This is a genomic window from Thermoanaerobaculia bacterium (assembly GCA_035260525.1).
Lineage (GTDB): Bacteria > Acidobacteriota > Thermoanaerobaculia > UBA5066 > DATFVB01 > DATFVB01.
Map to the genome: position 1 here is coordinate 1 of DATFVB010000064.1, position 20,583 is coordinate 20,583.

Annotated in this window: 16 protein-coding genes; 4 read left to right on the top strand and 12 right to left on the bottom strand. The window is 68.9% G+C overall.

Annotated elements, in window-relative coordinates; all coding sequences use genetic code 11:
• Positions 1-236: 236 nt before the first annotated feature.
• The 3 genes from efp to VKH46_03045 all read right to left on the bottom strand — a co-directional run bounded on the left by efp (position 237) and on the right by VKH46_03045 (position 3,652).
• On the bottom strand, positions 237-797 hold the full coding sequence (gene efp, locus VKH46_03035) for an elongation factor P (GenBank protein ID HKB69789.1): 561 nt from the start codon (positions 795-797) through the stop codon (positions 237-239).
• A 117-nt stretch (positions 798-914) separates the two neighbouring features.
• Positions 915-2,330 carry an SGNH/GDSL hydrolase family protein gene (locus tag VKH46_03040; GenBank protein ID HKB69790.1) on the bottom strand — a complete coding sequence of 472 codons (1,416 nt, stop codon included), beginning with the start codon at positions 2,328-2,330 and terminating at the stop codon, positions 915-917.
• Positions 2,331-2,350: 20 nt separating this feature from the next.
• Positions 2,351-3,652 carry an outer membrane protein transport protein gene (locus tag VKH46_03045; GenBank protein ID HKB69791.1) on the bottom strand — a complete coding sequence of 434 codons (1,302 nt, stop codon included), beginning with the start codon at positions 3,650-3,652 and terminating at the stop codon, positions 2,351-2,353.
• A 140-nt stretch (positions 3,653-3,792) separates the two neighbouring features.
• On the opposite strand from VKH46_03045, the gene VKH46_03050 reads away from it, so the two are divergent.
• Positions 3,793-5,850: a protein kinase gene (locus VKH46_03050; GenBank protein ID HKB69792.1), complete on the top strand. Its 2,058-nt coding sequence runs from the start codon at positions 3,793-3,795 to the stop codon at positions 5,848-5,850.
• A gap of 395 nt (positions 5,851-6,245) precedes the next feature.
• Here VKH46_03050 and VKH46_03055 read toward each other — a convergent pair whose 3' ends face one another.
• Entirely contained in the window at positions 6,246-6,566 is a 321-nt protein-coding gene (locus tag VKH46_03055; protein HKB69793.1) for an RNA-binding protein, read from the bottom strand.
• A 1,292-nt stretch (positions 6,567-7,858) separates the two neighbouring features.
• Positions 7,859-8,395, bottom strand: coding sequence for a DUF488 domain-containing protein (locus VKH46_03060; protein HKB69794.1), 537 nt, complete (start codon positions 8,393-8,395; stop codon positions 7,859-7,861).
• 59 nt (positions 8,396-8,454) lie between these two features.
• Here VKH46_03060 and VKH46_03065 point away from each other — a divergent pair, with 59 nt between their 5' ends.
• A complete protein-coding gene (locus VKH46_03065) occupies positions 8,455-11,310 on the top strand; it encodes a protein kinase (protein ID HKB69795.1) in 2,856 nt (951 codons plus the stop codon).
• A gap of 311 nt (positions 11,311-11,621) precedes the next feature.
• On the opposite strand, the gene VKH46_03070 is transcribed toward VKH46_03065, so the two are convergent.
• Genes VKH46_03070 through VKH46_03080 form a run of 3 tightly spaced genes read right to left on the bottom strand, consistent with a single transcriptional unit; the run spans position 11,622 to position 14,367 of the window.
• Complete coding sequence (locus VKH46_03070) at positions 11,622-13,424, bottom strand: DegV family protein (protein HKB69796.1); 1,803 nt, start codon at positions 13,422-13,424, stop codon at positions 11,622-11,624.
• Positions 13,421-13,693 carry a hypothetical protein gene (locus VKH46_03075; GenBank protein HKB69797.1) on the bottom strand — a complete coding sequence of 91 codons (273 nt, stop codon included), beginning with the start codon at positions 13,691-13,693 and terminating at the stop codon, positions 13,421-13,423. Before VKH46_03075 ends, VKH46_03070 begins: the two co-directional genes overlap by 4 nt.
• 50 nt (positions 13,694-13,743) lie before the next feature.
• Positions 13,744-14,367: an alpha/beta family hydrolase gene (locus VKH46_03080; protein ID HKB69798.1), complete on the bottom strand. Its 624-nt coding sequence runs from the start codon at positions 14,365-14,367 to the stop codon at positions 13,744-13,746.
• A 67-nt stretch (positions 14,368-14,434) separates the two neighbouring features.
• Between VKH46_03080 and VKH46_03085 the strand changes: the two genes are divergently transcribed.
• Complete coding sequence (locus tag VKH46_03085) at positions 14,435-15,442, top strand: phosphatase PAP2 family protein (GenBank protein ID HKB69799.1); 1,008 nt, start codon at positions 14,435-14,437, stop codon at positions 15,440-15,442.
• Between the two features lie 98 nt (positions 15,443-15,540).
• On the opposite strand, the gene gcvPB is transcribed toward VKH46_03085, so the two are convergent.
• The 4 genes from gcvPB to gcvT are packed head-to-tail and all read right to left on the bottom strand — an operon-like array spanning position 15,541 to position 19,837.
• The gene (gcvPB, locus tag VKH46_03090) at positions 15,541-16,992 is read right to left on the bottom strand and encodes an aminomethyl-transferring glycine dehydrogenase subunit GcvPB (protein ID HKB69800.1); all 1,452 of its coding nucleotides are present in this window, start codon (positions 16,990-16,992) and stop codon (positions 15,541-15,543) included.
• The gene (gene gcvPA / locus VKH46_03095; GenBank protein HKB69801.1) at positions 16,989-18,314 is read right to left on the bottom strand and encodes an aminomethyl-transferring glycine dehydrogenase subunit GcvPA; all 1,326 of its coding nucleotides are present in this window, start codon (positions 18,312-18,314) and stop codon (positions 16,989-16,991) included. The genes gcvPB and gcvPA overlap by 4 nt, the downstream gene beginning before the upstream one ends.
• Before the next feature lie 21 nt (positions 18,315-18,335).
• On the bottom strand, positions 18,336-18,728 hold the full coding sequence (gene gcvH / locus VKH46_03100) for a glycine cleavage system protein GcvH (protein HKB69802.1): 393 nt from the start codon (positions 18,726-18,728) through the stop codon (positions 18,336-18,338).
• Entirely contained in the window at positions 18,725-19,837 is a 1,113-nt protein-coding gene (gene gcvT, locus VKH46_03105) for a glycine cleavage system aminomethyltransferase GcvT (GenBank protein HKB69803.1), read from the bottom strand. Before gcvT ends, gcvH begins: the two co-directional genes overlap by 4 nt.
• Before the next feature lie 397 nt (positions 19,838-20,234).
• Between gcvT and VKH46_03110 the strand changes: the two genes are divergently transcribed.
• Positions 20,235-20,583, top strand: a 349-nt coding sequence (locus tag VKH46_03110) for a cyclic nucleotide-binding domain-containing protein (protein ID HKB69804.1), incomplete at its 3' end; no start/stop codon positions are given.

Here is a 20,583-nt window from a genome sequence, read left to right on the forward strand (position 1 = left end):
GCGCGGCGAGGCGCGAGCCCGGTCCGCCGTCGCTCTCACGAGCTATGGCGGATCGATCGCCGATGACGTTTCTTGGCTCGGAAGGCGGTGTCCTCGCTTCGATCCGCCGAAGCCTCGGCGAAGGCGGACGGGATGCGGGTCGGCCGGCCGGCGGTTAAGCCGTATCGGAAGCGTACGTCGTGCCGACGGCCGGCCCGACGGACGCGTTTAACGCCGCGTATGGTCCGCGCCGGCTCCTAGGCTCGTTCGAGGTAGCTGTCGTCGCGGGTATCGATCTTGACCCGGGTTCCCGCCTCGATGAACTGCGGGACGTTGACGACGAGACCGGTCTCGAGCGTGGCCGGCTTGTACGACGCCGATGCGGTCGCTCCCTTCATTCCGGGCTGCGTCTCGGTCACCGTGAGCGTCACCGTGTTCGGGAGCTCGATGCCGACGGGATTCCCCTCGTAGAAATCGACCGACATCGCGGTGTTCGGCAGGAGGTACTTCAGCGAGTCGCCCACGACGTCGTCGGGCAGCGTGATCTGATCGTAATTTTCCTGGTTCATGAAGTGGTGGCCGGCCGGGTCGGAGTACAGGTACTCCATTTCGTGGGTGTCGAGCGAGGCTTTCTCGACCCGGTCGTTGGACGAAAATCGGTGGTCGTTCATCGATCCGGTGCGCAAATTTCGCATCCGGACCTGCATGAACGCCCGAAGGTTGCCGGGCGTTCGGTGCGACGCTTCGTGGACCCGGTGGAGCTCGCCGTTGAACACGATGATCATTCCGTTGCGGATCTGGGTGGCCGGAATATTCATTCGAACCTCGAAATCGTCAGCCCTGAATCCCGGCGACTTCCGCCGGGGCCGGGCAATGTAACACAAACAAAAGGGCCCGCCGAAGCGGGCCCGGTCGTCGTCAAGGGGCTTTTCGATTCAGCGATGCCGCGAGGGATCCGCAACCGCTCCGATCACCGCCGCGGAAGGGGGCGCGTCGACCACGATCGCGCTTCGGCCGTTCGCCGCGGCCGGGGAGGCCGCGAACTGCGGAACGTCGGGCGTGAAGAGCACGGAGTAGACGTCGGCGCGCGGGACGCTCGACCCCGCCGTCGCGTTGATCGCCTGGATCCAGTAGTCGGCGAGAACCGCGTACCCGATGTTCGTCGGGTGCAGGCCGTCGGCCGAGAAGAGGCCGCCCGTCGGGAAGTCCGCCGACAGGTGGACGCCGGCGACGTCGTAACCCGTGTCCTTGAGCTGGTGGAATATCTCGTGGACGTCCAGGACGCCGGCGCCGTGCGCGGCGGCGTCGGCGGCGATCGTCGCGTTGAAATGGTCCGTGTAGGCCTCGAGCTGGGCGACCTCGTCCGCGTACAGCAGGACGCCGGGATTCACCGTCGCCGGAGGCTCGAAGTTCCCGTCGGGCAGCGGGATCCCGGTCCCGCCGAGCGCCGCCGGAATTCCGATCCCCTGCGCGAGGAGGGGCGCCGCCTGGAGCGTCACGAGCGTGTCGGGCGGGATCGGCCCCGCGGTGCCGTCGTGCCGCTCGCCGATGTAGGTGAGGAAGCCGCCCTGCCCGTCCGGGATCGGCTGACCCGTCGACGGATCGATGATGAAGGGGGGGATGTACGTGAAGAACGGCACCGTGACGATGTCCGGAATCGTCGCCACGACGACCGTCCGTCCGCTCGCGCTCACGCCGTCCATGACCCGCCCGTAGGCGTCGTCGAAGACGGGCTGGGGCGTCAGCGTCACGCCGGGGATCACGACGCCCGCGGCCGCGGGGAGGAGAATGTCGTTGTTCCCGATCCAGAGCGTGACGAGGTCGGGCTGCAGGAGGTTCGCCTCGTCGATCGCGCTCATGCCGTCAAACGGGCTTCCCGTAACGTTGCGCAGCACCCGCGCGGCGGCGATCTGCTTGCCGTCGCCCGAGGAAACATCGGTGTGTTTGAGATCGACCATGTCCTTGGTGTCGAAGAAGCCGTTGATCCCGAGGTTGTCGAAGGGGCGCGGCAGGTCGCGGTTCAGGTCGGCGCCCTCCTGCGACACGACGCCGATCGTGACCTGACCGCCCTGGAAGACGATCCCGAGGCACGGGATCCCCGTGAACGATATGCCGTCGGACGGCGGCGGCAGCTCGCCCCGCAGCGGCTGCTGGAAGTCGGTCTGTCCCACCTGCTGCGCGATGATGGCCGGATACGAATGGAGCTGGTGGCGCTCCACGACGCACCCCGCCTCCTCCCCTTCCGCCAGGCTGTCTCCGAGCGAGACGTACTTGTGGAAGGTCTGCGCCGAAGCCGGCTCCGCCGCCCACGCGAGAGCGGCTGTGACTGCCCAGATCCCGATTTTCTTCATCACATCCTCCTCGCGCGCCGTCAGAACGACAGGCGCAGATTCGCGCCGATCAGGTTCGCCGTCAGCTTGTAGCTGCCGTTGAAATTGTCCTGGCTGTCCCGGATCGTCCGGTTCTGGAAGGGAAGGTACATGTCGGCGAGGTCGATTCCGAAGTGCTCGCCGGAATAGCCGATGCCGATGCAGTACCCGCGGCGGATCGAGTCGGGCAGGAGCGGTCCGGCCTCGCGGGAGGGCTGCGGCGTCTCGTCGTAGACGAACCCTGCCCGGAACGCCAGCGCGTGGAACTTCTGCTCGATTCCGACGCGATACGACCACACGTTCCTCCAGCTCGTGTCGCGGTGAATCGTCGAAAGCTCCCCGTCCGGGAACACGATGTCGAGCTTGTCGTAGTTCGACCACTCGGTCCAGACGGCGTCGGCCGAGAGCGTGAACGCCTGTCCCGGACAGTGCCAGGCGATTCCGAAGTCGGCCATCGCCGGAAAATTGACCGAGGCCTCCGCACGCGGATTGTCGGGAAGGCTCGCCGCCACGCCCGCGTCGAACACGGGGTTGCCGGTGAACCGCTGGGTGAACCGGGCGTGCGTGGCGTAGTCGATCGTCATCTTCGCCTTGTACGAGGCGCCGAGCGAGAACGAGGGCGACGGCTTCCAGAGGAACCCGGCGTTCCATCCCCACCCGTGCTCCGTGCCGGACTTCAGCTTGACGTGCGCGACGTCGACGAACGTCTGCGAGAAGGGGTCGTACGCCGCCTCGTTTCTCTCGAGCGCGACGCGCGAGAGCCGGTATTCGGCGCCGCCGGCGATCGAAAACGTCGGCGTGACGCGGATCGCGAGGACCGGCACGAGGCTGAACGTCTTGATGTCGGCATTCTGCGAGATGAACCGGCCGGGCCACGTCTCGGCGTCTTTCCAGCGGGACGCGAGGCCGAACGGGGAGTACACCGCGAGGCCGAACTTCACGTTCGACGTGATCGGGGCGACGACGTAGATCTGACTGGGAAAGAACCACGTCTTGTGGAACGTCCCGCTCGCGTCCTCTCCCGGCGCAGGATTCGCGCCGTGGAACTGCGACTTCGTGAAGGTCGTGACCGTGGTCCCGGCCATGATCGAGAAGTGGTCCTGGAAGCCGATGCCGGACGGGTTGTAGAAGAGGGCGGAGGGATCGTCGGCGACCGCGGCGAACGCGCCTCCCATCGCCGTGGCCTTGGCTCCCTGCTCGAAGAAGCCGAAGCCGGCGGGAAAGACGGGAGCCGAGAGCAGCAAGGCGAAGATGCCCAGGAGAGGTCGGACCCGGAAACGGTGGAATTTCCGCGCGATGACCACAACTCCTCCTCTGTCAAAAATTTCCAGCGAACCGCGCCTCAAAATACGCCGCGCCCCCACCGGTGTCAACACGCATTCGGCTCATTCGGAATACACTGTGACCACGCATGTTCCGACAGAGCGATCGACCGACCGGGCCGATGCAGGAGCGCTCCGCGGGAAGGAGCGAGGCGCCGTTCTCACCGGGACGAATGCTCGGTTCCCGGTATCGGATCCTGTCCGTTCTCGGCTACGGCGGGATGGGGGTCGTCTACAAGGCGCTCGATCTGACGCTCGATCTCGAGATCGCGCTGAAGGGGCTGCGCCCCGACAAGATCTCGCCGGGGAAGCGGGAGCTGCTGCGCCGCGAGATCATCCTGTCGCGGAAGGTCACGCACGAGAACGTCTGCCGCATCTACGACCTGCAGGAAATCGACGGCGTCGAGTACGTCTCGATGGAATACATCCGCGGGAAAGCCTTGAAGGACATCGAGGAGGCGGAGGGAATCCTCCCGCTCGGCCGGGGCCTCTCGATCGCAAAGGGGATCTGCCGGGGCCTCGCCGCGGCTCACCGGATCGGCGTGCTCCACCGGGATCTCAAGCCCGAGAACGTCATCGTCGACGAGGAAGGTCGGCCGCGCCTGATGGACTTCGGGATCGCGATCGACCGGGGCCAGTCGTGGACCGAGCGTTCCGGCACGGTCCCCGGGACGCCGCAGTTCCTCGCGCCCGAGCTCCTCCGGGGCGCCGCATCCGACGTCCGGAGCGACGTCTACGCCCTCGGCGTCCTCCTCTTCGAGATGTTCACCGGCCGGGTGCCGTTCGACGACCCGGACACGAAGACCCTCGTGCGCAAGGTGCTCGACGAGAAGGCGCCGGACGTGACGTCGCTGCGCCCCGACTTTCCGCCCGCGCTCGCCGCGATGATCGACCGGCTGATCGCGAAAGACCCGGAAGCGCGGTTTTCGTCCGCCGAAGAAGTCGCCGCCGAGATCGAAAAGTACGAGGGCGCTTACCTCGACCACGTCCTGGGAGAGGTCTCCGTCGCCCGAGCCCGGAGCGTGAAGCTGATGGTGATCCTCGAGGCGAACAAGGCGCTCGCGGCGACCTTCGACCCGACCGAGATCCTCCAGATCATCCTCCGCACGGCGACGCAGGAAACCGACGCCGAGCGCGGAACGATCTTCCTCGTCGAGCCGGAGACGCGCGACCTCGTGTCGCAGATCCTCGAGGGAGGCTCGGTTTCGCCGATCCGCGTCCCCTGGGGGCAGGGGATCGCCGGAGCGTGTGCCGCGGAAGGAAAGCCGATCCTGACGCTCGACGTCGCCGCGGACCCGCGCCACGATCCCGGTCCCGATTCGACGTCCGGCTTCAAGACCGTGTCGCTCCTGGCCGTGCCGATGAGGACCCCCTCCGGTGAAATCGCGGGGGTGATCGAGGTCCTGAACAAACGGCGAGGCGCGTTCACCCGCGAGGATGAGGAGTTCCTCGCGGCGGTCGCCGACCATGCGGCGCTCGCGGTCGAGAGCTCGCGGCAGCACCGCTCGGCGATCGCGGAGGCGGCGGGCGAAGCCCGCGAGGGCCTGCTGCGGGCGATCCGGCCGCTGCTCTTTCCGGCCGAGTGGCCGCCGACGCCCGGCTTCGATTCCGCGCCGCTGCGCTGGCGGGCGTCGACGACCGGGCTCCTCGGTTTCGACGCGATCGCCGGCGACGGCGCTCTGACACTGTTCCTCGCCGAGGACCCGCGGCCGGCCGAGGAGGGAATCGCCGACCTCCTCGCCACGATGACCGAGTTCCGCTCGCGGGCGGCGGGTGCGCCGATCGACTCCGTGCTCGAGCCGCTCGCGAGGCGGACGGCCCGGGTCGCTGCGGCTCGCCTGTCGGCGGGCGAAGCCGTGCTCTGCGCCTCCGGCGCCCCGCTCCCGTCGGTCTTCTCGCACGGGCGGCCGGTGCCGTTTCCCGCGGAGCGCCGGGGCGCGCTCACGTGCGCGACCGTGCCGTTGGCGGCCGGCGACCTCGTCCTCGTCGCTTCCGAAGGGCTGAGCGGCATGGAAGGCGGCCGCGGCGGCGAGGAGGAAAAGCAGCTCCACCGCGCCGCGCGGCTCGCCGACCGCGACGACGTGTCGGGCGCGTTCATGGATCTCGTCGTGCGCTGGAAGGCGGAGGGGCGGCGGCCGAAGGACCGGGACGTCGTCATACTCGGCGCCCGCCGAATTTAGATCCCGCGGACCATACGCGCCGGGTATCCAGCGGAGGGCGCGTCAGCGCGTGACGCGTCGGATCGCCGAGCACGCCAGTGCGAAGGCCATACGGTCGGCGGGCCAGCCGCGTTATGGCGAGGTCGCCATCCGAACGTCACGGCGCACGGGGCGCGGTGGACGCAGCGACGTCAGTTTCTTTGCGATTGGAAAACGGCGATTTCGACTCCTCAAACGGTGAGGCGCGCCCAGACGTGCTGGAAGACGGGCTCGGCGGGACCGCCGGCGGGCGCGGCGTACCGATGGCGTACGTTAAGCCCGCCGGCGGTTCCGACGGGCCCGTATAACGGCGCGTATCGGCGCGCCGGATAAAAAAGGGCGGGATCGCTCCCGCCCTCTTGATCATGTCTTCCCGTTCAGTAGCGGTTACCGCCCCGGTAGCCGGCGCCCCCGCTCCGTTCGCGGCCGCCGCCCATGCCGCCGCGCGGCCGGTCGGTCTGCGGCCGGGCCTCGTTGACCGTCAGCGCGCGCCCGCGGAGATCCGAACCGTTCATCGAGGACATGGCTTTCCGAGCCGCCTCGTCGTCGTTGAATTCGACGAAACCGAACCCCTTGGAACGGCCGGTTTCGCGGTCATTGATGATCTTCGCGGAAGCGACGTCTCCGAACGCGGCGAACGCGTCCCGCAGCTCGTCCTCGGAAGTGTCGTACGAGAGATTACCCACATAAAGCTTCATGCAAAAAATCCTTTTCCCGGGAAGACGACGTTGTCTGCCCCATCCCGCGCAGCTCGCGGAACGACAAGGAAAACAGAGGGTGAACGTCGGCTATTCCGGAAAGAGGAGCCTCCCGGCCCTCGCGGAAACCGTTCTTCCAAAGTCGCCAGGCGAAAGCCGACTGCGAAGCGGTCGTCCCGCGAAAGCGGGGACTGGATACCCGCTTCCGCGGGTATGACAGAAAAGGCCTACGTCGCAGGGCGCCGCGGGGCGCCCACGCGCCCAGCCGGCGCGACAAGTCCGCTTTGGCCAGCGACCATCTAAATTAGATAACGACGTTCTCAGTTGCCTCTGGCGACGAGGCGCGGCGAGACGTCAGCCAGAGGGTCGCGGGACCCGTCGCATCGCGGATAGCTTTCGCCGAAGTAACCGAGGCGAAAGCTCCGCGATGCGGGAGCGGGAGCGTGGGCGAAGGGGGTGGCGGCGTGCGCAGTCGAGCCGCTCGTTGGGCGAGCTGCGCCGCCGCCACGCGCTCCCGGTCCCCGAGCCAGCTCCCGCGACGGTCACGCGCCCGGCCGGCTCGATGTATCGCCGCGCCGGCCGGCGACCATTGAGATGAGATCGAGGCGTTTTCAGTTGCCTCTGGCGACGAGGCGCGGCGAGACGCGAGCCCGCCGGGATGCGGGTTTCCGGGCGGCGGTGAAGGCGTACCAGAAGCCGTACGTCGAGCCGCCGCCCGGGAAGACGCGCCCGGCCGGCTCGATGTATCGCCGCGCCGGCCCCCTGTCAGCGGCCGGTGCCGCCGGAGAGGATCTGATTCACCCGGGTGATGCTCGTTTCGAGGGCCTCGCGCGTGGCTTCGTATTCCTTCTCCTGCGCGCTGAACACGACCTCGTCCCCGACGAATTCGATCCGCGCGGCGAGCGCCGCCCGAGCCGGAGGGAGGCCGAAAAGCGAGGCGCGGAACGCGCGGACCCACGACGGAGGCGCCGATTCCTCGAGGCGGAAGCGGTACCGGCGGCGGCCGGGTTCACGATCCTCGGAAATGATGGGGGGATCGGGTCGAAGGCGAACATGGGGGGCGGCGACGACGTCGCCGGTTCTCCGGAACTTCTTGCGATAAACGACTCTGCGAGCGATACCAACCTCCTGAAAGTCCTATTCTCGCCCGAAGCGGCCGATTTTGAAAGGGGAAAAACCCGGGCCGATCGCCCGCGGGGCGATCCCTTTGCTCCGTTGCCGGGAACCCGCGCTCGCGCTCCATGCCGCCCGTCGGGAATGAATGAAAAGCGGATCGGAGAGGCGCGGGCCGGTCAGGGAGAGAGCGGGAGCTGCCCGGCGTCGTAGATCACCCGCTCCCCCTCGACGCGCGCGAAGTCCGGCAGCAAGTGCGGCCGCACGCTCGAGGGGCCCAGGATGTCGAGGACGCTCCAGCCGCGGGCCGTCAGCGCGTCGGCCACGAGGCTCCGGTGGCAGCGCCACGGGACGGCCTCGGCGCAAAAGAACGCCGTGCGCCGCGATGCCGCCGCGTTCTCGAGCCGGCCGAGCGCCGGCGCCCCCTCGGGGCCGTCGAGGAAATCGGCGTATCCCCGGAACGCGTCGCTGCGCCAGGCCGTGTGCCGGGAATCGGGGAGCGCTCGGCGGCGGCCCCCGAGCTCGGGCATCGGCAGATAGGCGATCCCCGCCGCGGGAAGGGAACCCGCCAGGGAGGCCGCGTCGAAATGCGGCCATTTTCGCGAAGCGGGATATCGCCGGATGTCGGCGGCCTGCTCGATCTCGGACGCGGCGAGGAGATCCCGGAACTCCTCGAACGAGCGGTTGGAGTGGCCGATCGTCCAGACGATCTTCATTCGGGCATCGTACCCTCGGGGCCCGGTGTCCGGGCCTGCGAGATAATCGCGGGAACGTCGTGACCCAGAAATCGTGGATATTCGTGTCATGGTCGATCGCCGCGCTGGCGACGATCCTCTTTTCGATCGGCGCGATCCAGAACTTCGCCGGTCCGGCGCTCGAGCTCGACTGGAACCGCTCGACGGGGGTGGTCTCGTCGGTCCATCCCGCCGGCGCGGCCGATCGCGCGGGCATCCGGCCGGGCGACCGCATCGTGGCCGTCGAAGGAGTCCCGGCCGCCGGATCCGACAACCCGTTCTACGCGATCCGCGCGGGCGCCCCCGCGGAGATCGCCATCGAGCGCGACGGCCGGCGGCGAACGCTTTCCGTCGTCCCCTCGACGCTCGGTGCGGCGAGGCTTCGCTCATTTTCCCTCGGCGGGTCCGCGGCTCTGGGCGCGCTTTCCGGATGGCTGAATTTCGTCGTCAACTGCTGGATGCTCCTCCTCGCCTTCTTCCTCCTCACGGCGCGCCGGAACGTCGCGTCCGCGCGAGTCGCGGCGGCCGAGCTCGCGTTCTGGGCCGGGGGCAACGAGCTGCTGCTGAAGTCGGGCGCCGGGGCGCTCATCGGTTTCCTTCCGGCCGCCGCGCGCCTCGCCGTCCATTTCGCCGACGGTCTCTATCTCGCGATGTTCTTCGGCGCCTGCCTCCACTTCGCGCTCGTCTTTCCGGCGCCGCTCCGCCGGATTCGCCGGCGGCCCGCGCTCCAGCTCGTCCCGTACGCGCTCGCGTTTCCGCTCGCCGCGGCGGAGGGAATCCGGGCGCTTCGCTTCCTCGACCCGCGATGGGGCGCCCGCCTGCCGGCGCCTCCCGTCGATCTCGTCTACCAGTTGGTCGGCCCCGCTCTCGTCATCGCTTCGGTCGTCGTGCTCGGCCGGCGCTTGCGGCGCGAGACCGACGTCAACGCCCGGCGGCGCCTCCGGCTCCTGTTCCTCTCGCTCCTTCCGGGGCTCGCCGGCTTCCTCCTCGTGATCGCCTTCGACCGCATCGGCGCTTCGCTGGCTGCCGCGCGCGCCGCGGACCTCGTCCAGTGGGCGGGAGTCGCGGCCGGAGCGGCGATCTTCACTTACGCGATCGTCAAGCACCGCCTCTTCGACATTCGGATCCTCGTCCGGAAGAGCCTTCAGTACGCGCTCGCGAAGGGAACGCTGCTGGCGGCTCTGGCGATCCCCGCCGTGGCGCTCCTCGCGTTCGTGTACGAGCACCGCGACGAGTCCGTGGCGCGGCTCGTCGCGGGCCGGCCCGGAGTGTACCTGGCGCTCCTCGTCGCGCTCGGCGCGGCGCTCGGGTTCCGGCGGCCGCTCCTCGATGCGCTCGATCGCCGTTTCTTCCGGGAGCAGTTCGACGCGCACCGCATCCTGGTCGACGTCGTGTCGCTCGTCCGGAAGGGGACGGACGCGCCGGCGCTCCTTTCGGCGGCGCTCGGCGAAATCGACAAGGCGCTCCACCCCGCCCACGTCTCTCTGTGGACGCTCGACGGCCTCGGCCGCGAGTACCGGCGCCAGATCTCCCGGGGGGCGGATCTCCCCGCGCCGCCGCTCCCGGACCGCTCCGCGCTCGTCGCGCTGCTCGGCTCGCACGACGAGCCGCTCGACCTCGAGACCCGCACCGGCGAGGTCTTCCTGCGGCGCCTCGCGGTGGCGGAACGGGAATGGGTCGCCGCGACCGGCGCCGAGCTCCTCGTCCCGCTTCCCGCGCCCGGCCGGCTCGCCGGCTTCCTCCTCCTCTCTCCGCTTCTGTCGGAGGAGCCGTACGGCGCCGAGGAGCGCGATCTCCTCCGCTCGGTCGCGGCGCAGCTCGCGCTCGCGCAGGACTACACCCAGCTCAGGAACGCGTCGCCGCTGCTGGCCACACCGGCGCCCGGAGCCGCGGCGCTCCGAGCCGAGCCGGGCGCCCGCGTCTGCCCGGTCTGTCGCCGGTGTTATCCCCCCGGCGCCGAAACCTGTCCCCGGGACGACGCGACGCTCTTCGCGCACGACGCGACGCCCTTCTGCATCGAGGACAAGTACGAGCTCCGGCAGCTCCTCGGGCAGGGGGGAATGGGATCGGTCTATCTCGCGGTCCAGAAGAGGCTGTCGCGCCCCGTCGCGATCAAGGTGCTCCTGGCGCACCTGCTGCAGGACCGGGAGATCCGCGCGCGCTTCGAGCGCGAGGCCCGGATCATCGCGCAGCTCGTCCATCCGGCGATCGTGACCGTCTTCGACTTCGGCGTGCTGCCGTCGGGGAACGCCTTCCTCGTGATGGAGTACCTCGAAGGGAGCGCCGTCTCCGCGCTCGTCCGCCGCGAGGGGAAGCTCGCGCCCGCCCGGGTCGCCGCGATCCTCGCGCCGATCGCCCAGGCGATCGATCTCGCGCACGCCGCCGGCGTGATCCATCGCGATCTCAAGCCGGACAACATCATGGTGCTCGCCGGCTCGGGCGCCGCGCGTGTCCCCGCGAAGGTCCTCGACTTCGGGGTCGCGCGTCTCGAAAAGCTGACCGAAGAGGCCCAGGAGACTCCGCTCCACCCGACCCGCGCCGGCATGGTCCTCGGCACGGCCGCGTACATGGCCCCCGAGCTCTTCCGGGGGGCGCCCGCCGATGCGCGCTCGGACCAGTACAGTCTCGGCATCGTCGCCTACGAGATGCTCGCCGGGACGCTGCCGTTCGCCGTCAAAGGAGATCTGGGAGCGGCCGCGCTCGCCCACACGCAGACCGAGCCCGCGCCCCTCGACGACACCGTCCCGCACCTCTCACCCGTCGCCGCCGCCGCCGTCCACCGCGCCCTCGCGAAGGATCCCGCGGAACGCTTCTCCTCGGTCGAAGCGTTCGTCGTGGAGATGGCGCGCGGGATCTCGTTCGGGGACTCCATTCCAACGGTCCGAAGTCCTTTGTAGCAGGCGCGGTGATACGCGCGGTCATACGGGTCCGTACGAGCCGCCCGCGGGCTTAACGTACGCCACCGGTACGCCGCGCCCGCGGGCCGGCTCGCCCGAACCCGCCTTCCCGCACGTCTGACCGCGCCCCGACGTTTTCTAAACACTCCGGCCGGCACTTTCAGCGCTCCTAAACCGCAGGCGCGGCCAGACGCGAGCCCGGCGGGATGCGGACCGCCGCGCGGCGCCCGCAGGCGTACCGAAAGCGTACGTCGGAGGGCGACGCGGGCGGTCCGCGCCCGCCCGGCTCGATGTATGGTCCGCGCCTCCGTTTACGAAGCGGGCAGCACCGCTACCCCGAGCGCTCCCGGACCGCCGTGCGCGCCCAGCACCGGCGAACACTCCAGGATCATCACGTCCGACGACGGGTAACGCGCGCGGATCTCGCGAGCGAGCATCTCGGCCTCGGCGAGCGCGTCGCCGTGGACGACGCCGAAGCGGTGGCGGTCCCCGGGACCCGCGGCCTCGAAGAGATGACGCATCATCTTGCGGACGGCGCGCCGATAGCCGAGCCCCATCCCGGCCGGGCGCGCCTTCCCGTCCGGCCCGATCGTCAAGACCGGGAGGAGATGGAGCGCGCGGGCGATCCGCCCTTTTCCCGCCGACACCCGTCCGCCGCGGACGAGATGCTCGATCGTGGGCACCGCCACGAACAGCCGGACCCGGCTCGCCGCATCGCGCGCGACCTGCGCCGCTTCCTCGGCCGTCGCCCCCGCCTGAACGGCTTCCGCGGCGGCGCGGACGACGAGCCCTTCGGCGATCGAGGCGTTCTTCGAATCGACTTCCAGGATCTCCGTGTCGGGGATCCCCCGCGCGCCGTTGACCGCCGCCTGGAACGTCCCGGAGAGCGCTCCGGAGAGGTGGATCGAGACGACCGATCCGTGGTGCTCCGCCAGCGACTCGTAGAGCTGGTGGAAGTCGGCGGCGGGCGGCTGTGAGGTCTTCGGGTACTCCTTCTCGACGGCGAAGCGGGCGTAGAACTCCGAGGTCCGGATCGTCACCCGGTCGAGCGCGTTCTCCATCCCGAAATGGACCCGAAGCGGGACGAAGTGGATGTCGAGCTCCTCGAGGATCGCGTCCGGAAGATCGCACGCGGAGTCGGTCACGACCGCGACGCGCGAGGACCGGTTCCGGTCGAACCGCTGCTCGTGCTGCCGCCGCATGTCCTCGACCTTCGTCTGGGCGACCGTCGCGAGCTCGGCGAGCTGCGTGAAGACGATCTCCGGCTCGTTGGTGTGGACGTGGACGCGAAGACGGGCCGGGCTTCCCGCGATCACGACCGAATCCCCCAGCAGAGCCACCTTCTGGCGGAGGGCGTCGCGGTCGAGAGACGCGCCTTCGAGGAGCGCCTCCGTGCAGAACCGGAACATGATCGACTCCGGGGAGCGGTCGAACACCGCCGCCGCGGCGTTCTCCGGCGGCTCCGGCAGCGCCCGGCGCGCCGCGTCGCGGATGTAACGGACGATTCCTTCCAGCAGGTAGACGAAGCCCTGCGCGCCGGCGTCGACCACTCCCGATTTCTTCAGGATCGCGAGCTTTTCCGGCGTCTGCGCGAGCGAGTCGCGCGCGGATTTCAGCGAGTCGGAGAGGAGCGCGCCGAAGTCGCGCGCGTGCGCCGCCTGGGCGACGACCGCGGACGCCCAGTCTTTCAGCACGGTCAGGATCGTCCCTTCCTGCGGCCGCTGGATCGCGCTCCGCGCCGACTCCGCCCCGCGGAGCACGGCCTGGCCGAATTCGCCCGTGTCGATCCGCGCCTTCTCGGGCACGGCTTCCGAGAAACCGGTGAGGAACTGGGCGAGGATCGCGCCCGAGTTCCCGCGCGCGCCGGCGACCGCCTCGTCGGCGATCGACGCCGCGGCCGATCGCGCGTCGCGCTCGCTCCCATTGGCCGCCCGCTGCGCGATCCGCGTCAAGGTGATCGCCATGTTCGTTCCGGTGTCGCCGTCCGGTACGGGATAGACGTTGATGCGGTTCAAGGGCTCCGCGCGTTCGGTCACGAATCGGGCGCCGGCGATCATGGCACGGCGCAGGCGGGTGCCGTCGAGATATCGGATCCCCGGGGCCGCCGGGCTCATGGTTCGACGGCGTTGATCGCCGGAACGCTCCCGAGCTTGGCTTTCGCTTCCCTGTTCTTGCGATAGTCGGCGGCGAGGACCGGAAGGTTTTCGAGGTACATGAGGACGACGCCGCAGCCCATGCACGCCCACGGATACGCCTTGTTCCTCGCGCCGCCGATCGAGAGGAAGCCCGTCCACGGCGGCATGAACACGAGATGCCAGCTTTTGTTCGACTTGATCATCTCGCCGCCGCAAAGCGGGCATTTCCGCACGACGACTTCCGACATTGCGGAAGGAACGATAACACGCGGCGCCGCGCCGACGCGGCCCCGGAGCGTCAGGCCGCCGCCCGCTCCGCGAGGAACCGCCGCGCTTGCGCGGCCGCGAACTCCCGGTTCTCCCCCTCCGTCCGCCCGCTCTTCGCGCGCGGCTTGAAGGAGTGATCGCCGTCGGGGACCCAGACGACGCGAATCGATCGACCGAGCCGGTACCCGCCGACCTCGTCCGGCGATCCGAACGGGTCGCGCGTTCCCTGCAGGATGAGCGCGGGTGTGGCGAGATCACGCAGATGCGCCGTGCGGAGCCGGTCGGGCTTTCCGGGCGGATGGAACGGATAGCCGAGGCAGAGCAGGCCGCGGACGCCCGCCTCGTCGGCGACGAGGCTCGCGATCCGCCCGCCGAGCGATTTGCCGCCGACGACGAGGCGTTCCGGACCGAGCTCGCGGATCGCGTCGAGCCAGACTTCCCGAAGCACCGCCTCCCGGTCGGGAGGGCCCGATTTCCCCCCCTCGCGGCGCGCGTGCATGTACGGGAACTCGAAGCGCGCGACGCGGAAGCCCCCCGCGGCGATTCCCTGCGCGATTTCGTTCATGAACGGCGAGTCCATCGGCGCACCCGCGCCGTGCGCGAGCGCCACCGTGAGCTTGGCGTGCTTCGGGCCGTCGAGAAGGAAGGAAGTCACGGCCGCGATTCTACGGTGGCGACGCCGGGTAGAGCGCGATGCATCCACACGCTATAGTCACGCGGTCTTGATCGTCTCCCCGCCGGAGTCCTCCGACCGCGATCTCGCGCTCCGCGCCCTCCGGCCGCGGCCCTTCCCGCACGAAATCATTGCGTTGATCTACGTGGTCGCCGGCGTCGTCCTGCTCGAGCGGCTTCCGGTGACGTATCCGCGGCGTGCGCTCTGGCAGGCCTACCTGACCTTCTTCGGCCCGATCGTGCTGCTCGCCTATTTTCTCTCCCGGCTCGTCCGCCGCCGCCGATCCGACAGCACTCCGCGAGAAGACATGGCGGTGCTCGGAAGGATCGGGGCCGTGCTCGCTCTGACGCTGCCCGTTCACTTCCTGCTCAAAAGCTTCATCTTCCTGATCAATCCGCGGACGTGGGACCTCGAGCTCTCCGCGTGGGACCAGGCCCTTCACTTCGGCATCAGCCCGAGCCGTTTCCTCGTGGCCCTGTTTCGGAATCCGATCTTCCTTCACGGGCTCGACATCGCCTACTCGGCCGCGTACTACTTCTTCATCGTGGGAACGACCGCGGCCTGCTTCGCGCTGCTCTCCCATCGAATGCGATTCGTGCTCGGCTCCTCTTACATGCTTCTCTGGATGTTCGGAGCGATCCTCTATCTCGCCTTCCCGTCGTGGGGTCCGGTATTCGTCTTTTCGAACGACTTCCGGTCGCCGCTCGCCCACATGCCGATCACGCGGTCGATTCAGCACCAGCTCTTTCTCGAGATTTCGTCTCTGGTCAACGACCCCCTCGGACGGCGAATCGTGCGTTTCGGTTCGGTGGCGGCGTTTCCGAGCCTCCACGTCGGTGAAGTCCTTCTTCTCGCGCTCGCGAGCCGCGCGATCTCGAAACGGTGGTTCGTCTGGAACGTCGTCTTCCTCGCCCTCATCGTGATCGGATCCGTCGTCTCCGGATATCACTACCTCATCGACGCCTACGGCGGTGTCGCGATCGCGCTTTTGTCCTGGTGGCTGGGGAACAAGCTCTTTCCGAAACCGCCGGCGGCCTCGCCGTCACGACCGCAATGAATCGTGGACTATGGAAGCCGCTCCCGGCCTCCCCGCCGAGTTAAGCGGCTCTGCCGCTTCAACTCGGCGCTATTGCGCGAGCAAGGAACGGACCGTCGTCAGCGGGTCGGGCGCCAGCGCAATATGGGATTCTTCGCCGCGCGCACCTCGTCCACGCGCCGCACCGGCGTCGTGTAGGGCGCGCCCGCGAAGATCCCGGGGTTCTCGCGCGCCTCCTGCGCGATCGTCCGCATCGCCTCGATGAAAAGGTCGAGCTCGGGCTTTCCTTCCGTCTCGGTGGGCTCGATCATCAGCGCGCCCGGGACGATCAGCGGGAACGACACGGTCGGCGGCGGGAATCCGAAATCCATGAGACGCTTGGCGATGTCGCCGTTGTGGATGCCGTGCTCGGCCTGCCGCTTGTCGGAGAAGACGACCTCGTGCATCGTCGGCGCGTCGTACTTCAGGTGATAGAGGTCCGAGAGCCGCGCCCGGATGTAGTTCGCGTTCAGGACCGCGTTCCTGGCGACCTCGCCGATCTCCTCGCCGTACGACAGGATGTACGACAGCGCCCGCACGAGAACGCCGAACTGCGACGAGAAGGAACGCAGCCGACCGATCGACTCCGGCCGGTCGGCGTCGAGCCGGAAGCTCCCGTCCTCGCGGCGTTCGATCGTCGGCACGGGCATGTGGGGGACGAGCGGTTCGGCGACCGCGACGGGTCCCGCGCCCGGACCGCCTCCGCCGTGCGGCGTCGAGAACGTCTTGTGCAGGTTCATGTGCATCACGTCGATGCCCATGCGGCCGGGATTCGCGAGGCCGACGAACGCGTTGAAGTTCGCGCCGTCCCCGTAGAGGAATCCCCCCTTCCGGTGGACGATCTCCGCGATCTCGCCGATCCGACGTTCGAAGATCCCGAGCGTGTTCGGCACCGTCATCATCAGCGCGGCGACCTCGTCGGTCATCGCCTCCTCGAGGACGTGCAGGTCGAGCCGCCCGTTCGCGTTCGACGAGAGCTCCCGGACCTGGTAGCCCGCGAAGCTCGCCGTCGCCGGGTTCGTCCCGTGCGCCGAGTCGGGGATGAGGACGTACTTCCGGGGGTTGCCGCGCTTCTCGAGCGCTTTTCGGATCATCAGGATCCCGGCGAGCTCTCCCTGGGCGCCCGCGCACGGCGTCAGTGTGACGCGCGCGAGGCCGGTGAGCTCGGCGAGGATCCGCTCGAGCCGCCACATCAGCGCGAGGTTCCCCTGTGACAGCGCTTCCGGGGCGTACGGGTGCGAGGCCGCGAAGCCCGGCAGCCGCGCCATCTCCTCGTTGATTCGAGGGTTGTGCTTCATCGTGCAGGAGCCGAGCGGGTAGAGACCGTCCTCGATCCCGAGGTTCATCCGCGAGAGCCGCGTGAAGTGGCGCGCGACGTCGACCTCGGAAACCTCCGTCTCCCCTTCGATCTCTCCGCGCCGGAGCGCCTCCGGAATGCCGATCTTCTCCGGCACGTCGAGCGGCGGAAGGGAGTAACCGCGCTTGCCGGGACGCGACCGCTCGAAGATCAGCCCCTCGTCGCGCGACTTCACTTCAGCCTCGCGAGCTCGGCCGCGTAGACGTCCATCTCGGCGCGGGTGTTCATCTCCGTCACGGCGACGAGGAAGTCGCGGTCGCGCTCCGGGTACCACGGCGCGAGCGGAACGCCCGCGAGGATCCCCTTCTCGGCCAGCGCGGCGACGACCTCCCGGGCCGGTTTCGGCCCGCGCACCGCGAACTCGTTGAAGGTCGGTCCGTCGGTCGCGATCGCGAAGCCGGGAACCGCGGCGATCTTCTCCTTCAGGTACTCGGCCTTCGACGCGCACTGGATCGCGGTTTCCCGAAGCCCCGCCTTCCCCATGAGCGAGAGATAGACGTTCGAGCAGAGGGCCATCAGTCCCTGGTTCGTGCAGATGTTCGACGTCGCCTTCTCGCGGCGAATGTGCTGCTCGCGCGTCGAGAGCGTCAGGCAGAACGCGCGGCGCCCTTCCGCGTCGACGGTCTCCCCCGCCAGGCGCCCGGGCATCTGGCGCTTGTGGGCGTCGCGGCAGGCGAGGAACCCGAGCGCGGGCGCGCCGTACGACATCGGGACGCCGAGCGATCGCGCCTCGCCGCAGGCGATGTCGAGCCCCGCGTCGCCGGGGGGCGACAGCAGCGCGAGCGAGATCGCCTCGGCGACCACGCCGACCGCCATCGCGCCGCAGGACGACGCCGCGTCGCGCGCTTCGTTCCATCCGCGCACGCGGCCGAAGAAATCGGGAGACTGCGCGGCGACGGCGAAGGTCTGCGCGTCGCAGGAGGCCGCGAGGTCCGCGTCGTCGACCTCGACGAGCTCGAACGAGAGATTGTGGAAATACGTTCGGACCGTCTCGCGGTACTCCGGATGAATGTTCTTCGAGAGGACCGCGCGGTGGCGCCCCTTCGCGAGCCGGCTCGCCATGAGGAGCGCCTCGACGAGCGCCGTCGCTCCCTCGTAGAGCGAGGCGTTGGCGACCTCCATCCCGGTCAGGAGCGCCATGTGCGTCTGCCACTCGAAGATCGAGACGAGCGTTCCCTGCGAGATCTCGGGCTGGTAGGGGGTGTAGGAGGAGAGCCACTCCTCGCGGTAGAGGGTCTGGTCGGCGATCGCCGGGACGTAATGGTGGTAGCAGCCGGCGCCGAGGAAGTGGGCGTGCGTGCGGGCGTGGGCGTTTCGGGACGAAACCGAACCGAGCTCGCGGCGGACCTCGATCTCGGAGAGCGGCCGGCCGAGCGGCGGCTTCTTCGTCGTCCGCACCGCTTCGGGCACGTCCTCGAAGAGGTCCTCGACTTTGCCGACGCCGATCGCGGCGAGCATCCGGGCGCGCTCGTCGTCGCTCGAAGGGAGGAACTTCACGGGATCAGCGCTTCCCCGGAATCAATGCTCTTCCGACTCTTCCTTGACGTACTTCTCGTACGCCGCGGAGTCCATGAGGTCGGAGACGTCGTCGGTCGAGAGCTTGAGCTTCACGAGCCAGCCGTCCCCGTACGAGTCCTCGTTGACCGCCGCCGGGTCCTCGACCGCCTGCGTGTTGACTTCCGTGACCTCGCCGGCGATCGGCGTGAAGAGCTCGGAAACGGCCTTCACCGACTCGACGGTGCCGAACTCCTGCCCCGAGTCGAAGACGTGTCCGACCTCGGGGAGCTCGAGGTAGACAATCTCCCCCAGCTCCTTCTGCGCGTGCTCGGTGATGCCGACCGTCGCGATCGCGCCGTCGATCCGGACCCATTCGTGGCTCTTCGAATAGTGGAGGTCATCGGGAAACTTCATGACGCCCTTTCTCTCTTGTAAAACGGCGTTTCGACGACGCGCGCGCGCGCGGGACGCCCGCGCAGGTCGATGGTGAGCTCGGTGCCGATCGCCGTGTCGGCGATCGGAAGATAGGCGAGGCCGATCGACTTCCCGAGCGTGGGGGACGGGATCCCGGACGTCACGACGCCCGCGCCGGAAGGGGATTTCGTCGCGTATCCCTGCCGCGCGATGCCGCGGTCGACGAGCTCGAAGCCGGCGAGCTTTTTCGAAAGCCCCTGCTCCTTCTGCCGGGCGAGCGCTTCCCGCCCCTCGAAATCGCCCTTCCCCATCTTGACGATCCAGCCCAGATCGGCCTCGAGCGGCGTCACGGTATCGTCGATGTCGTGGCCGTAGAGCGCCATCTTCGCCTCGAGCCGCAGCGTGTCGCGCGCGCCGAGGCCGGCGGGAAGCACGTTCGACGCCCGTCCGGCGTCCAGGATCTCGCGGAAGAGACGCGGCGCGTCGCCGGGGTCGACGTAGAGCTCGAATCCCTTCTCCCCCGTGTATCCGGTGCGCGAGATGATCGCGAGAGCCCCGGAGACGGCGCCTTCGACGAAGCCGTAGTACGGGATCGCCGAGAGATCGGAGTTGGTCATCGGCGCGAGGATCTCCTCGGCCTTCGGTCCCTGGAGGGCGAGCAGCGCGTAGTCGTCCGACGCGTTCGTCAGTCGGACGTCGTACCCCTTCGCGATCTCCTGCGCGTGCGCGAAGTCCTTCGGCGTGTTCCCCGCGTTGACGACGAGGAGGTACCGGTCCTCGCCGCGGCGGTAGACGAGAAGGTCGTCGATGAAGGTGCCGCGCGGAGTCAGCATCGCGCTGTACTGGATGCGCCCGACCGCGAGCTTGCCGACGTCGTTGGTCGTGAGGCGCTGAAGGAACGCGAGCGCGTCCTTCCCCTCGACCTCGAACTCCCCCATGTGCGAGACGTCGAAGAGCCCGGCGCGCTCGCGGACGGCGCGGTGCTCCTCGCGGATCCCCGAGTACTCGACGGGCATCTCCCAGCCGCCGAAGTCGACCATCTTCGCCCCGAGCTGCCGGTGCATGTCGTAGAGCGGCGTGCGTTTCAGGGCGGAAGTGGCGGTCGTCATCGGAGCTCGAAAATTACATGATCTCCGAAGGTCGCGCAATGGCGCGAATGGATCGTCGCGCAACGGCGCGAATGGATCGTCGCGCAACGGCGCGAATGATTCCTTTGCATCCGCACCGGACGACCGGTGCAAGCGTTCTCCGCCCCCTTCCCCGTCATTGCGAGCGGAGCGTCACCCGAAGCTCGGAACAGCGAAGGCGACGGCGCGGCAGGCTGCTCCTCGCAATGACGGACCCGCGCTCACCTCTCCCGGCGGGAGACCTGTCGCGCCGACTCGTCCCGCCGAAGCTTCAGCGAAGGAGGAAGCCCGACGGCGAAGGCGGAGGTCGCCGGACGCCGCTCGAAGCGGCGTCCGGCGGGTGAGGGAGCCTTCCCGGCGTAAGATCTTGGCCAACCGCATGTCTCCTCCCGAAGACTTTGCCTCGCGCCTGAAGCGCGCCGCGCGTGCCGCCGAGGAGGGGGGCCTCACGGCGGAAGCCGACGAGCTCCTTCGCCTCGCCTTCGACGTGGACGAGTCGGTCGCGCCGCACGCGTCTTCGAACCGGGTTTTCTCCGAGATCGCGGAGCTCGCCCGCCCGAAGCAAGCGAAAAAAGGAGAGCGGATCTACGCCGCGGGCGATCCGTCGCCCGATTTCCTCCTCGTCGTCGAGGGCTGCCTCGCGATCGAGCGCGTGACTCCGATGGGCCCGCAGGCGCTCGGCGAGGCGGGGCCCGGAGATTTCGCCGGCGCCGCGGACGCGCTGCTCG